Here is a 12,141-nt window from a genome sequence, read left to right as displayed (position 1 = left end):
CGCGTCAGTTGCTGGGCTTCCAGGTGATCTTGCCGCCCTGGAAATCCTGGGCCTTGCCGCCCTGGTAGTCGTATTCGTCGCTGGTCGGGTAGCCGTAGCGGCCGCCCTCGGCGCCCGCGCGGATCCAGTCGGCCTGGATGTTGCCCCAGACCGCGTGCGCACCGGTCTTCGATGTCCAGTAGATGGCGCCGGTCGGGAACATGGTGAACTGGCCGTCGCCCTTGCCTGCCGCGGAGACGTCGGTGAGCGGGAAGCCGAGCGGGCTCGACTCCCAGCCCAGCGCGCCCCACTTGTCCAGGATCGGGCCGCTGATCTGGTGCGCGCCGGTGCCGACGGACCAGTAGATCGAGCCCTTCTGGAAGTGGTTGTAGCGACCGCCGCCCGACGGGGTGGACTGCTCGCGGGTGGTCGGGTAGCCGAGCTTGCCCGACTCGTTGCCCGTCTGGGCGAACTTGTCGCGGATCTGGCCCGCGACGGTGTGGGCATTGGTGTCGGGATGCCAGTAGATGGCCGCGTTGTTGGCGAAGGTCTGGTACTTGCCACCGGCCGCCGCGTCGGCTTCCGGGGAGGTGGGCTCGCCCAGCGCCGGGCCGCCGGCCTGGTCGTATTCGGTCTCGATCGCGCCGCCCACCTCGAATCCGCCGATCATCCGGGCCTGCGCGGTGCCTGCCATCGCCGCGGGCAGCGCGGCCGCGACGGTGAGGGTCGCCAGCGCGGCCAGGCCGCGTGATCGAAGGGTTCGACGGTGCAATGTCACAGGAAACTCCCTGGTCGGATCGGTATTCAACGATGTCCGGCGCTCGGGACCCCCTCCGGTGCCGCACCCGAACCTACCCGTTGGGCGCCGGTGGCAACAGTGGTCTTGCTCACCGGGGGTGATGGGGTGGTCCCGGCAGCATTACCTCGAGGCCGCGGGCGAAATCGTCGGGTTCGACATCCCCGAGCAGCAGGTGCTGCAGGATGAACCCGGGCAGCAACCCGATGATCGTCTTGGCGATCACGTCGGAGTCGGTGCCGGGGGGCAGCCAGCCGGTTTCGCGCAACCGGTCCGCGTACTCGAACCACAGCGCGCGCATCGACGCGATGGCCGCGCGCACCGGGACGGCTGCCTCGGTCGAGACCAGGGCCAGCGCCCATGCCTGCGGGGCGAGCCGCAGCGGCCCGTCCGGTCCACTCCGCTTGACGATCTCGGTTGTCAGCAGCCGGATTACTTCGGCTGGGGGAGGCAGGTTCTCGCTGCGGATGATCTCGGCGAGCCGCTCGCGCAGCGGCCCCATCGTGCGGCTCACCAGCGCGCCGATGATCTCGTTCTTGCTGGTGAAGTACCGATAGACCGCGCCTGCCGACATCCCGGACTCGGTGAAGACATCCTGCATCGAGGTCTCGTGGAACCCCTTGCGGGCGAAGCACAGCTGCGCGGCGTCCAGGATCTGCTGCCTGCGGCGTTCCAGGTGTTCTTCGCTGACTCGGGGCATGGGTCAAAAGTAAAACGAATGTCCGTTCTTGACAAGTGAGGTGGGTGGTGTCACGGTGGAGACACCAAAAAGAACGAACATTCGCTTTAAGGGGATAACCGCCATGACGATCACCCGCCGAGCAGTAGCTCTCGGCCTCGCGGTCACCGCGATCCAGGCCATGATGCTGATCGCCTTCGCCTGGCCCACCGTCAACCTGGCCCCGCGCGACCTGGCGATCGCCGTCGCGGGTCCCGGCTCCGTCCAAGTCGCCGAGCAACTGCGGCAGCGCGATCCCGAAGCCTTCGAGATCACCACCGTCGCCGATGCCGCCGAGGCGCGAATCGCACTGTCCGACAACGAGATCTACGGCGCCATCGTCACCGGCAACGGCGCACCGCAGGTCCTGGTCGCCTCCGCCGCCTCACCCGCCGTCGCCCAGCAACTCACCGCCGTCGCCCAACAACTCAGCGGGCTACCCGCCGCGCAAGTCCAGGACGTGATCGCGACCGACCCCGACGACCCACGCGGCGCGGGCTTCGGCTCGATGGTCCTCCCGCTCGTCATGTCCGGCATCGCCGCAGGCGTCCTACTCGCCCTGCTGATCCCGTCTCTCAGCGCCCGCCTCGCCGGCCTGGCCACCTTCGGTATCGCAGGCGGCCTCCTCAGCACCCTGGTCTTCCACACCTGGCTCTCGATCCTGCCCGGCTCCTACCTCGAACTGGCCGCCATCGCCGGCCTCGCCTCCTTCGCCGTCTCCGCGACAATCGTCGGCCTGGCCGCCGCCATCGGCCGCCCCGGCATCGGCCTCGGCGCCCTCACCATGCTGCTGATCGGCAACCCCTTCTCCGCCGCTACCTCGGCCCCCGAACTCCTGCCCCAGCCCTGGGGCACCCTCGGTCAGTTGCTCCCACCCGGCGCAGCAGCCTCCCTTCTCCGCTCCGTCGCCTACTTCAACGGGGCAGGCGCCCTCACCCCACTCGCCGTTCTACTCGCCTGGGCAACAGGCGGCCTCGCCCTCCTCGCCTTCGCCGCAGCGCGCACCCGTCAGATGAGCACGCCCACCGCAGCTCCTGAGCCGGTCGCTGTACCTGCCTGATCCCCCACGCGAAGATGCTCCGCACGAAGAACTTTCGTGCGGAGCATTTTGGCGGTGCTGTGAAAGCATCTCCGTGAGAGCGGGTTCGATACGGTATTCCCCCGTACAGGTTGCCGACCATGGATTCGCCGACCAGGTATTCATGGTTCGCAAGGGCGGAACCGCCTCGGTCCGTGCCGCATACGAATGGCTGGCGCGTGAGCTGGACCTCGACGGCGTCGTGCTCGTCGATGGCGGTACCGATCTGCTGATGACCGGTGACGAGGCGGGGCTCGGAACGCCTGTGGAAGATGTCACGAGTTTGCTGGCTGCCTCGGCGCTGGACTTGCCGGTCAAGCTCGCTGTCTGCGTCGGGTTCGGCGTCGACACTTTTCATGGTGTCTGTCACGCCCACTTTCTGGAGAATGTGGCCGCCCTCGCCAAAGCTGGCGCCTATCACGGGGTTTTCGCACTCACGCCCGGGATTCCGGCGGTGGACTCTTGGCTCGACGTCGTCTCCTGGGTGCAGCGCCGTAGCCCTGGCCGCGAGAGCATTGTGTGCGCGTCGATCACCGATGCGTCGTGCGGTGAGTTCGGCAACCATCATTCGCTCGCCCGCACCGGGGCAGATGACGCTGAACTGTTCATCAACCCCCTGATGTCGATGGTGTGGGGGTTCGATCTCGATGCCGTCGCCCGGCGCGTTCTCTATCGCAGCCACATCGAGCACGCGGCAACGCCATTCGAAGTCGCAGCCGCCATCGAAGCTTTCCGGAGCGAGGTGCCGCTGCGTCCGTGGCGAAACATTCCGGTGTGAGCAGCAGCTATTCCTGGGTCGGGTCCGTGATTTCCGTCAGCTCGTATGACGTATTTCGGCCGCTCGAGTCGGAGCGACGCAGTACTCCGAGGTCGATCAGTTCGTTGATGTCGCGGAGGGCCGAGGCTTGCGAGGTCTTGGTGATGATCGCCCATTTTCTGGTCGTCAGTTTTCCGTTGAAACCATCCAGAATTCGATTGAGCATTTCGATCTGGCGGGTGTTCATTGCCGTCGTGTGCCAATTGCGCCAGAAGCGAGCTTTTGCTAGGGCTGCGTCGATGGTGTTGTCGGCGTTGTCGATGGACCGGTGTAGGGCATCGAGGAACCAGAGCAGCCAGGGGGTGACATCGAGGTCGCCTCGTTGGGTGCTTTCGAGGATGGCGTAGTAGTTCTTGCGGTCGCGCTGGATCTGGGCGGACAGGCTGTAGAAGCGGCGGGGGCTGTTTTCGGAGCGGGCGAGTGCGAGATCGCCTATTGCGCGGGCGATTCGGCCGTTTCCATCATCGAAGGGATGGATGGTTACGAACCAAAGGTGCGCCAGACCAGCTTTCACTACCAGGGGTTCGGGGGTTTCCGCGTCGAGCCAAGTCAGGAATCGGTGCATGTCCTCGTCGAGGCGGGATGCGGGAGGTGCTTCGAAGTGGACAAGCTGGCGACCGTACGGTCCGGAGATCACCTCCATCGGGCCGGTCTCGTCGGTTCGCCAGCCGCCCACGCGGATTCGCGAGATGCCGGAGTAGCCGGTGGGAAAAAGTCCGGCGTGCCAGCCGAACAGGCGCTCCGCTGTCACGGGTCGGTCATGATGGCGGGTGGCATCAAGGATCATGTCGACGACACCGTCGACCCTGCGGTCAGTCGGGGTTGTCGCGCCGATATCCACGCCGAGTCTGCGGGCGATCGACGATCGGACCGACGCCGCGTCGAGTAACTCGCCTTCGATGGCGCTCGACTGCACGACGTCGGTGGTGAGTGCTTCCAAACCGGCGCGTTCCTGTGTGGCGTCGTCGGCGTGCGTGAGTCGGCCATGTAGGCGTCCTTGCGCGAGTGTGACGGCTGCGGTCGGTTTGGCGAGCAGTGCGGCGTCATAGGTCAAGCGAGGCCAGTCGGCTGCCTCCCAGATGTACCTACGGGTCGTCATGCAGCGATTGTATCGCTTATTCGCTGCAGAATCTGAAGCGAATAAGCGATACAATCGCTGCACTGTCGCCGCCCGATTGCCCTGCGCGGTGGTCGTTAGTGGCCGAATTCTTGGTGGTAGCGCTGGGCTCGGGTGAGCATGCGGTGGATTCCGGCGATCATGCGGTCGGTGGGGAGGGGTTCGGCGATGATGGGGTCGCCGGTTTTTACGTAGTAGCGGCCGTCGGGGTAGTCCATCCACCAGAAGGTGCGGGCGGGGGTGGGGCGGGCGTCGAGGGCGGGGCCGGAGAGGGCGGAGACTTCGCCGAAGGCTTGGCGGGGGCGGCGGAAGATGGTGTTGAGCTGGTCGGCGGAGGTGAGTCGGCCCGCTCGGTATTCGAAGTGGTCTTCTTCGGCGGCCAGTTGGTCTCGGCGCACCTCGACCGGGGGTTTCTTGCCCGGTTTGGTGCGGGGGAGGGCGGCTACGGTCAGGGCCGCTACCTGGATGGGGGTGCAATAGGTGAGGGTGACGCCTGCGCCGGTGTCCTCCGTGGTGCCGGGTGCTTGTTGCAGGGTGGCGCCGATCGCGCCGCGGACCGCGCCGTGGAAGCGGATGATGTTCGAGTTGTCCTTGCCTACATAGCCTTTGGATTCGACTCTGGCCTCGGGGTCGAGCAAGACGGACAGGGCGCGCTCCACCGCGGGGTCGTATTTGCGGAGGAGGGTTTCCACGGCCGCCTCGCGCTGCTGCTTCAGCTCGTCGAATTCGGTGATGTCGGTGCGGTATTGGAGGGGGTAGGGGAGGCGGTCGCGGCCGTAGCCGGACCACAGGATCTCGAACTCGATTCCGGTGAATTCAGTTCGGTGCACTGTCGTTGTCTCCGCCGATCACGGGGGGTACGGTCCTGATCTCGTTCGTGCCGAGCAGGAGGTCGGCGTTTTCCTGGGTGATCAGGTAGTCGGGGATGGCTTTGGTTCGTTCCTCGTCGGAGTTGCCGCGACCCGCGCCGGGGGCGCCCATGCCACCGATACCTGCCGCGCCGCGACCGGTCCCGGAAGAAGTTGTGCCCGAGCGGGTTCCGGCTGCTGCCGCTGCCGCGGGGGACTGGCTGCCCGGGACGGCGTTGCCGGGGGATGCGCTCGTCGGGGTGCCGCCGCCGGCGCGGGGAGAGCCGCTCCCGCCCTGACCGCTGCCACCGCGGCTGCCGACGACTGAGCCGCTGCCACCAGGGCTGCCGACGACTGAGCCGCCGACGCCGGGGCTGCCGACGACTGAGCCGCCGACGCCGGGGCTGCCGGTCCCCGGAGTCGCCACGCCGGGGCTGGTCGGTGTTGTAGCGGTCGGTGTTGTGGTGGATTGCGATGTGGTGGTTGTGCTTTGAGGTGTGGTCGAGCCCGGCTCGGTCGAAGACGGTGTGGTGGAGGACGGTTCGGTGCCGGAATCCTCGGGCATCGCGCCGTCGCCAGACGAATCCGCTGTCGGGTCTTCGGTTGTGGTGCCATCGGTGGTCGAACCATTTTGGTTACCAACGGTGTTCGTATCGCCGTTGCTTCCGGGACCGCCGTCGTCGCCGGCAATGGTCGGTGCTGCAGGCAGGAAGGGGACGCCGTTGTCGGTTTGACCGGCGACCTGGCTGTACACGGAGCGCAGGATCCGTCTGCCCTCCTGGGTGGCCTCGTCGCGGTTGTGGTCGTCGACCTTCATCACGCCGTCGGTGGGCAGCGACTTGCCGGTGACGTTGGTGCGCTCGGTGAGGCCGGGCATCAACGCCTGGGTCTGCTCGATTCCGGTGCGCATCTCGGTCAGTTTGAGACTGATCGCGGTCGCGGCCTGAGAAAGCGGAATCGATTGCTGGGCATAGTTGTTCACGGCGGCTACCGCAGCGGAAGCCGCCGCGCCCGTCCACCCGCTGTGGCCGTCGGCGCCGGTGATGGTGCGGGCGAACTGCTGGTTGAACCCGATGAACGTGCCCATCAGCGCACCGCCGATATTCGCCCACGCGGTGACCGCGTCATCGACGAGCTGCGGTTTCATCGCCGCGACCGCTGCCTGCATCTGCTCGAGCGTCATGCTGTCGTAGCTGTCAGGGGTGGTGATGTGCGGTGGTTGGATGTCGCCGCCGAAGATCGTGGAGTAGTTGCCCGCGAGCTGTCGGTCATAGATCTTGGCCCGCTCGGTATTCCACTGCTCCTGTGCGGCGATCACCCTGCTCTTGTAGTCCTCGTAGGTCACAGGTGTTCTCCTGTCGCGGAGATCGCGGCGCCGGTAGCTTCGTCTTGGGCGACGAAGTTCGCAATCGCTTTGGCGACAACCTCTTTCGCTGTCTGGACTGCCTCGATGTGCTGCCGGAGCACAGTATCCAACGCGCGATCGCCGCCGGATGCGGTCTGGGAGAACTTCTTCTCGAGGATCGCACTGGAGTCGAACGAACCGAAGCCTGAGATGCGACCCACTCGCTCGACCGACAAGAACACCTCTTCCAACCGACTGATGTGGTCATCGCACACGCGGTCGAGGTCACGGCCGACTTCCGGATCGAGTGCCAACTCGCCCGCGTTGGCTTGGGTCAGCAGTTGGTTCCACTGATTCGGATCGATTCCCAGCACCATGCTGCCACCTCGTCAGTTCGCTGGGAGGTACTGGGCCAGAGCTGTACTGAGTCGAGTCGCCTCGGCGCACGGCTCAGGCGGGTTCTTCGCTGAGACGCGGTTCTGCAGGTGGAAATCGACTGATCCGTTGGTGACCTCAACGCTGACGTAGCACGCAAGGTCGTTCGCGGACCCGACTGGCCGGAACTGTAGTGCCTTGAATGCGCCGATCGTCACGTCGGCAAAATCGGTGTATTCGGTTGTCCGCTGACGAGACTCGGCCAAGGTGTGCTCGGACGACATGAGCGCCAAGCTGTACTGGTTTCCTGGGTCTTTCCAGGCGCAAACCTTCCACCCGGTGAAGTCCACCCCGGCGACGTCTTTCGATTTGCTCCCGGCATTCAGCCCAGCTCCACTGATCGCCGAATCCGGCAACGAACACGGATCCCACACCTTCGCCTCGGCATCCACCGAGGTAGGACTCGCCGCCACGCTCACAGCACTCGTCTGCGGACCAGCCGTCCCCTGCTCCCCGCCCCCACACCCCACAACAGCCGACCCCACCGCCACGACAACGCCGACCACTCTCGCCGTACTGATTCGAACTGTCATTTCCGCATCCCTCCCAGAGCGCCGGTGCCCACCCATGACGTCCCCCGAGATCGTAGCCACTCTTGCGCCCATCGTGACAGTTCGATACCAGTGAATCGGCAGTATGCAGCCAAATACCAAGTGTATGGTCTTAAGTATGGCGAACACCAAGAAGGTGACGGTGACGATCCCCGCGGACCTGATCGACGAGATCCGGTCCGAAACCGGCGAGCGCGGACTGTCTTCCTACGTGGCGGAAGCGCTGCGCGCCAAACGGGATCGTGATCGGCTGACGGAGCTGGTCGATTGGTTGCAGGCTGAACATGGTCCGGTGACAGCCGCTGAGCAAGCGGAAGCGTTGCGCGAGTTGGAGATGCTGGACGCTGAGCACGGTCGCCGCCGTGCACAGGGCGACGTCGCGTGAAGGGTAAAGCGCGTGCGGCACGAACCGCACCGCTACGGACCTTTGTCCTCGACAGCGAGGCGCTCTCGCTCGCGGTTGGGGGTGACCGCAAAATGATCGCTCGTCTCGAGCTCGCCGCCCGAGGCGCGGCCGATGTCGTGACGACACCGATGACGTTGGTCGAGGCATACGACGGCACAACGACCGAGCAGCGATGGGATTGGGTTCTGTCGCGCATGGTCGTGGCTGAGATCGGCAAGGACGAGGCGCGCAAGGCCAGACGGGCCTTGACTACCGCAGGCTTGCACGGGCACGAATACGCCATCGACGCGGTACTGGCCGTCATCGCGGCAGCACAGCGGGGGCAGGTCACCGTCTTCACCTCCGATGTCGACGATATGGAGAGTTTGCTTCCGAGCACAATCGCTGTCGTCAAGGTGTGAGCCATCGGCGATATCTCTACTCCGCCGCGCAGGGTGAGGAGGCGGTCATCGAGAACCGCACTTCACTTGTCGGCCCGACAGAGGTGTCGCGGGACGACGAGACGGTGTAGCCGTGTGCATCGCGGTAGAACCGATTCGCCGGGTCGTCGTCCGGCCGCTGGCTCGGTTCGAGTGTGAATCCCCGCGTGGTCATCGCTGCGAGGTTGGCCATCGCACGGTCGATGAACTCCTGGGACGGGTTCACCTCCTCCATCGTGACGCGGAGCCGCCATGGCGGCCCTTCCGACATCATCGAGTCGTTGGTTCGACAGCCGACGCCAGAATAGGGCAGCGGGGCGCGTTCGATCCTCACCTGTTGCGGCCAGACGAGTTCGAGATTGTGCTCGACAATCGGACCCGCTTCGGCGACGGTCAGCCCCGTTACGTCCTTGATCTCCTGGTTGGTCGGACCTTCGTTGATCAAGGCGCCGCACCCGGTCAGAGTCGCGGTGGCAAGCACCACAAGTGCGGTCATCATTCTCATGTGACGTCGATCTTTTCGCCGAGTTGGGGGTTGTCGGTGATGTGAGGGTTCGCGTAAGGGTCGAGGTTCGGATCGCCGAAGGCATCCGCGAGGGCGCCGGCACCGGCGGCCTTCGCCGCGTCGAACGCTTCCTTGCCGCCATCGCCGTTGTCACCCAAACCGATATCGACATAACGTGTTTCGATTCCGCGCTCGACGTACGCGGTCGCGTCCGATCCGCTGATAACACCGACGATGTTCTCGAACGCTGTCGAGTTCGGATCGTCCCAGTACTTGCCGTGCCCGTCGGATCCGAAGACGACCTCGTTCGGATGGTCGGTGGATCCGTCACTGTAGAAGCCAGTGTCCAGGCGGGTCACGCCGGGCAATTCGTCGGGATCGCCCCCGAGCAGCTCGGAGGCATGGGGGTTGCCGGGAAGTCCCACCGCTCCTGGAATCCGCAGTCCCTCATGGGGATACGACTGCACAACACCGATCAAGTCACCAGGTGCGGTCATCGAATATCGCTGGACGTCCGGGTTCGGGTTGTTCCAGCCCGTGTCGAAAACGCCTGTGCCTGCCGACGATGCGTGCAGAATCCGGTCGGCACGCAAACCGAGCTGCTCCGCCGAGCCGACGATCGAACCACCGTAGGAGTGCCCGACGTAGGAGACGGGCGTACCGGGTGTGGTCGCCGCGACTTCCCGGTCGATTTCGCGGCCGAAGTCGACAAGCCGAGGCGCCATGTCCGCCGCGAACCCGGGGCTCGGCGCACCGTCGGAAGGACTCGTAAGACTCTGGGGGAAGTCGCCCTCCATGTAGAGGAAGACCGGACTCCCGGATTTGTCCGCCAGGTTCCACGCCGCAACGTGGTTGGACCCGGAGCCATTGAGATTGGTACTGGTGCCGGGTACATAGACGCCGACGCCCGGCGCACCGGACTTCATCTCGCCGATCATCTCGATCATCCGACCGTTGCCTTCGGTGCTGAACATGACGAACTTACGGTCGACCATATCCAGCCGCGGGGTCGCGTCCTTGCCGGTCGCCGCGGCCGCTGCAGCGAGAGTGCCCGTGCCTTCGGGATTCGGCACCGGCGCCAGCATCGCCTCCAACTGCGTGATCCTGGACTCGTCCCGATTCGGCTCAGCCCTCTCCGAGGTGAGCGCATTGCGGACGTTGATCTCATTGGCCTCGATCCGCATCACGAACGGCACCCCGTTCAGGTTGCCCAGCTTCTCCGGCGCCGCGATCACCAGTTGGCGTTGCGCTTGCGCACTCAACCCGGCCAGGAAAGTCGCCCGCTCATCCGGCGACATCGATGCCAATCGGATCGCCACAGCATCCGGATCCTGGACCGACCCGTCGGCCAGCGTGATGTCGGGTTGACCGTCGCGCATCGCGCCGAGGTCGCCGACAGACTCGCGCAGTCGCGTACCGAACACGTTGTCGAGGCGTTCGATTTCGTCCAGCCCGCTCATCAGGTTGAGCTGGAAAACCCCTGCGTCGCCTTCCTTTTCCGGATCGGGATGAGTCACCCGTCCGTCGGCGGCAACCGCGAAACCTTGTGCGACCGCGAGGTTCTTCTGGTCCAGCACATAGGTTTTGGAGTGGTTCAGGCCCTGATAGGCATCTTCGGCATCGTCGGCGACCCGCAGCAGCACGGTGCGCACCTCATACCCGTGATCGACTTCCTCGTCGATGCGTCGCGACGCCGCGTCCTTGGTTTGTCCGTGCCAGCTACCCGCCGTCGAGACCGCGCGCGAGCAGTCATCGACCGAGGTCGAGAGGATGTCGGCATTGGCACGGGCGGCTTCGGCGGCGCGGTGCAGCCCCTCGAGATTCCAGGTGTCGAGTTGGGGGATCGTCGGCCGCATCAGCGGGTACCGAGCTTCCCGATTTCGCCCGCGGTCTCGGCATCTTTGGCCTGGATATCGGCCGAGAATTTGTCGACCAGGTCTGCCAGCGTCGTGTATCGGGTCGCGATCGAGTCCATCGCCTGCGAAGCCGGGTCGGCCAGTCCGCGCACGGCGGCGAGTACGTCACTGCCGTCGCCGGTCGCCTCGCCTGCGGTCGCCCAGCTCAGTGCGTCGACCTCGCCTGCCTCCCGCCGCCAGGCCGCCGCCATGGTCTTCAACTGATCGGGCTCGACGCCCAGGGTCCCACTCACGATGTCCCCTCCTTCGCTGCCGAAGGACTACGCGTCCGTGTGGACCGGTCCCCTCGTGAAGGTTGGACGGGGCACGCGAAGCGAAGGTTCCATCATGTGACGTGAGTCACACTGATGCGGGTTCGTCCTCGTCCGCCTCGGCCCGGCTGCGCACGCACTCGCGGCAGGTGCCGAAGATCTCGAGCGTGTGGCTCACCTCGGTGAATCCGTGGTCGCTCGCGATCGTCTCGGCCCACGCCTCGACCGTCGGGCCCTCGACCTCGACGGTGCGGCCGCAATGGCGGCAGACCAGGTGGTGGTGGTGGCCGCTCGAGCACTGGCGGTAGACGGATTCGCCCGTGTCGGTGCGCAGCACGTCGACCATGCCCGCGTCGGCGAGGGACTGGAGGGTGCGGTAGACGGTGGTCAGGCCGATGCCCTCGCCGCGTTTGCGGAGCTCGTCGTGCAATTCCTGCGCCGAACGGAACTCGTCGATATTGCTGAGCAGGGCCGAGATGGCACTGCGCTGACGGGTGCTGCGAACCCCGACCTGCTTCGCGGAGGTGTTGTCTGCCAACGGATTACCCTTCCTCGGCATGGGCGACGGCATCGACGACGATGTGCGCCAGATGATCGTCGACGAGTTCGTAGAGCACCTCGCGGCCCGAACGTTCGCCGTGTACGACGCCCGCCGATTTGAGAATCCGCAGATGCTGGCTGACCAGCGGCTGGGTGACGCCGAGCGCGTCGACCAGCTCGTGTACGCAGCGCGGCGACTCACGCAACTGCAGCACGATGGCGATGCGTACCGGCGCGGCGAGTGCCCGCAGCAGCTCGCCCGCGTCCTCGAGTACCGTGCGCGACGGCACGGCGGCGGGGGCGGGAGAGTGGTACGGGTTGTGCTGGTGCGCGGGCGCGGCCTCGGTGGTCATGAACCAACTCCTTAATGGAAACAGATTCCATTTTGATATGCATGGTTGCGCATGTCAAATGACGCGC

16 protein-coding genes are annotated in these 12,141 nt (G+C 65.5%); 4 read left to right on the top strand and 12 right to left on the bottom strand.

Annotation, left to right across the window (positions count from 1 at the left end; genetic code table 11):
- Positions 1–4: 4 nt before the first annotated feature.
- The gene (locus ACFXKN_RS07965; protein ID WP_378952725.1) at positions 5–757 is read right to left on the bottom strand and encodes an LGFP repeat-containing protein; all 753 of its coding nucleotides are present in this window, start codon (positions 755–757) and stop codon (positions 5–7) included.
- Positions 758–866: 109 nt separating this feature from the next.
- A complete protein-coding gene (locus tag ACFXKN_RS07960; protein ID WP_378952720.1) occupies positions 867–1,475 on the bottom strand; it encodes a TetR/AcrR family transcriptional regulator in 609 nt (202 codons plus the stop codon).
- Positions 1,476–1,578: 103 nt separating this feature from the next.
- Between ACFXKN_RS07960 and ACFXKN_RS07955 the strand changes: the two genes are divergently transcribed.
- Both ACFXKN_RS07955 and ACFXKN_RS07950 read left to right on the top strand, forming a co-directional pair.
- Entirely contained in the window at positions 1,579–2,553 is a 975-nt protein-coding gene (locus ACFXKN_RS07955; protein WP_379432761.1) for a hypothetical protein, read from the top strand.
- 73 nt (positions 2,554–2,626) lie between these two features.
- Positions 2,627–3,349, top strand: coding sequence for a DUF1152 domain-containing protein (locus tag ACFXKN_RS07950; RefSeq protein WP_378952714.1), 723 nt, complete (start codon positions 2,627–2,629; stop codon positions 3,347–3,349).
- A gap of 7 nt (positions 3,350–3,356) precedes the next feature.
- On the opposite strand, the gene ACFXKN_RS07945 is transcribed toward ACFXKN_RS07950, so the two are convergent.
- Genes ACFXKN_RS07945 through ACFXKN_RS07925 form a run of 5 tightly spaced genes read right to left on the bottom strand, consistent with a single transcriptional unit; the run spans position 3,357 to position 7,666 of the window.
- Complete coding sequence (locus ACFXKN_RS07945; protein ID WP_379432760.1) at positions 3,357–4,541, bottom strand: Fic family protein; 1,185 nt, start codon at positions 4,539–4,541, stop codon at positions 3,357–3,359.
- Between the two features lie 41 nt (positions 4,542–4,582).
- Complete coding sequence (locus ACFXKN_RS07940; RefSeq protein WP_378952708.1) at positions 4,583–5,335, bottom strand: ESX secretion-associated protein EspG; 753 nt, start codon at positions 5,333–5,335, stop codon at positions 4,583–4,585.
- Complete coding sequence (locus tag ACFXKN_RS07935) at positions 5,322–6,698, bottom strand: hypothetical protein (protein WP_378952705.1); 1,377 nt, start codon at positions 6,696–6,698, stop codon at positions 5,322–5,324. The genes ACFXKN_RS07940 and ACFXKN_RS07935 overlap by 14 nt, the downstream gene beginning before the upstream one ends.
- Positions 6,695–7,075, bottom strand: a complete 381-nt coding sequence (locus tag ACFXKN_RS07930) for a hypothetical protein (RefSeq protein ID WP_378952702.1) — start codon at positions 7,073–7,075, stop codon at positions 6,695–6,697. Before ACFXKN_RS07930 ends, ACFXKN_RS07935 begins: the two co-directional genes overlap by 4 nt.
- A gap of 12 nt (positions 7,076–7,087) precedes the next feature.
- Positions 7,088–7,666, bottom strand: coding sequence for a DUF3558 domain-containing protein (locus tag ACFXKN_RS07925; protein ID WP_378952961.1), 579 nt, complete (start codon positions 7,664–7,666; stop codon positions 7,088–7,090).
- 136 nt (positions 7,667–7,802) lie between these two features.
- Here ACFXKN_RS07925 and ACFXKN_RS07920 point away from each other — a divergent pair, with 136 nt between their 5' ends.
- Both ACFXKN_RS07920 and ACFXKN_RS07915 read left to right on the top strand, forming a co-directional pair.
- Entirely contained in the window at positions 7,803–8,069 is a 267-nt protein-coding gene (locus ACFXKN_RS07920) for a hypothetical protein (RefSeq protein WP_378952699.1), read from the top strand.
- Between the two features lie 92 nt (positions 8,070–8,161).
- The gene (locus ACFXKN_RS07915; RefSeq protein ID WP_378952696.1) at positions 8,162–8,491 is read left to right on the top strand and encodes a hypothetical protein; all 330 of its coding nucleotides are present in this window, start codon (positions 8,162–8,164) and stop codon (positions 8,489–8,491) included.
- Between the two features lie 16 nt (positions 8,492–8,507).
- Here ACFXKN_RS07915 and ACFXKN_RS07910 read toward each other — a convergent pair whose 3' ends face one another.
- The 5 genes from ACFXKN_RS07910 to ACFXKN_RS07890 form a co-directional block, all read right to left on the bottom strand.
- Positions 8,508–9,005 (bottom strand): hypothetical protein, encoded by a 498-nt coding sequence (locus tag ACFXKN_RS07910; RefSeq protein ID WP_379432759.1) that lies wholly within the window; start codon positions 9,003–9,005, stop codon positions 8,508–8,510.
- A 5-nt stretch (positions 9,006–9,010) separates the two neighbouring features.
- The gene (locus tag ACFXKN_RS07905; RefSeq protein ID WP_379432758.1) at positions 9,011–10,870 is read right to left on the bottom strand and encodes an alpha/beta hydrolase; all 1,860 of its coding nucleotides are present in this window, start codon (positions 10,868–10,870) and stop codon (positions 9,011–9,013) included.
- The gene (locus ACFXKN_RS07900; protein ID WP_379432757.1) at positions 10,870–11,163 is read right to left on the bottom strand and encodes a type VII secretion target; all 294 of its coding nucleotides are present in this window, start codon (positions 11,161–11,163) and stop codon (positions 10,870–10,872) included. The genes ACFXKN_RS07905 and ACFXKN_RS07900 overlap by 1 nt, the downstream gene beginning before the upstream one ends.
- Before the next feature lie 106 nt (positions 11,164–11,269).
- Positions 11,270–11,740 (bottom strand): Fur family transcriptional regulator, encoded by a 471-nt coding sequence (locus tag ACFXKN_RS07895; RefSeq protein WP_379432756.1) that lies wholly within the window; start codon positions 11,738–11,740, stop codon positions 11,270–11,272.
- On the bottom strand, positions 11,724–12,074 hold the full coding sequence (locus ACFXKN_RS07890) for an ArsR/SmtB family transcription factor (protein WP_378952681.1): 351 nt from the start codon (positions 12,072–12,074) through the stop codon (positions 11,724–11,726). The genes ACFXKN_RS07895 and ACFXKN_RS07890 overlap by 17 nt, the downstream gene beginning before the upstream one ends.
- Positions 12,075–12,141: the final 67 nt, after the last annotated feature.

Source organism: Nocardia sp. NPDC059195 (assembly GCF_042754695.1).
In the GTDB taxonomy this organism is placed as follows: Bacteria; Actinomycetota; Actinomycetes; order Mycobacteriales; family Mycobacteriaceae; genus Nocardia.
This window is presented reverse-complemented; position numbering and strand designations above follow the sequence as displayed.

Coding starts and splice junctions, on each gene's coding strand:
- ACFXKN_RS07960 (WP_378952720.1), bottom strand. CDS start 1,475: ATGCCCCGAGTCAGCGAAGAACACCTGGAACGCCGCAGGCAGCAGATC.
- ACFXKN_RS07955 (WP_379432761.1), top strand. CDS start 1,579: ATGACGATCACCCGCCGAGCAGTAGCTCTCGGCCTCGCGGTCACCGCG.
- ACFXKN_RS07930 (WP_378952702.1), bottom strand. CDS start 7,075: ATGGTGCTGGGAATCGATCCGAATCAGTGGAACCAACTGCTGACCCAA.
- ACFXKN_RS07925 (WP_378952961.1), bottom strand. CDS start 7,666: ATGACAGTTCGAATCAGTACGGCGAGAGTGGTCGGCGTTGTCGTGGCG.
- ACFXKN_RS07920 (WP_378952699.1), top strand. CDS start 7,803: ATGGCGAACACCAAGAAGGTGACGGTGACGATCCCCGCGGACCTGATC.
- ACFXKN_RS07915 (WP_378952696.1), top strand. CDS start 8,162: ATGATCGCTCGTCTCGAGCTCGCCGCCCGAGGCGCGGCCGATGTCGTG.
- ACFXKN_RS07910 (WP_379432759.1), bottom strand. CDS start 9,005: ATGACCGCACTTGTGGTGCTTGCCACCGCGACTCTGACCGGGTGCGGC.
- ACFXKN_RS07905 (WP_379432758.1), bottom strand. CDS start 10,870: ATGCGGCCGACGATCCCCCAACTCGACACCTGGAATCTCGAGGGGCTG.
- ACFXKN_RS07895 (WP_379432756.1), bottom strand. CDS start 11,740: ATGCCGAGGAAGGGTAATCCGTTGGCAGACAACACCTCCGCGAAGCAG.
- ACFXKN_RS07890 (WP_378952681.1), bottom strand. CDS start 12,074: ATGACCACCGAGGCCGCGCCCGCGCACCAGCACAACCCGTACCACTCT.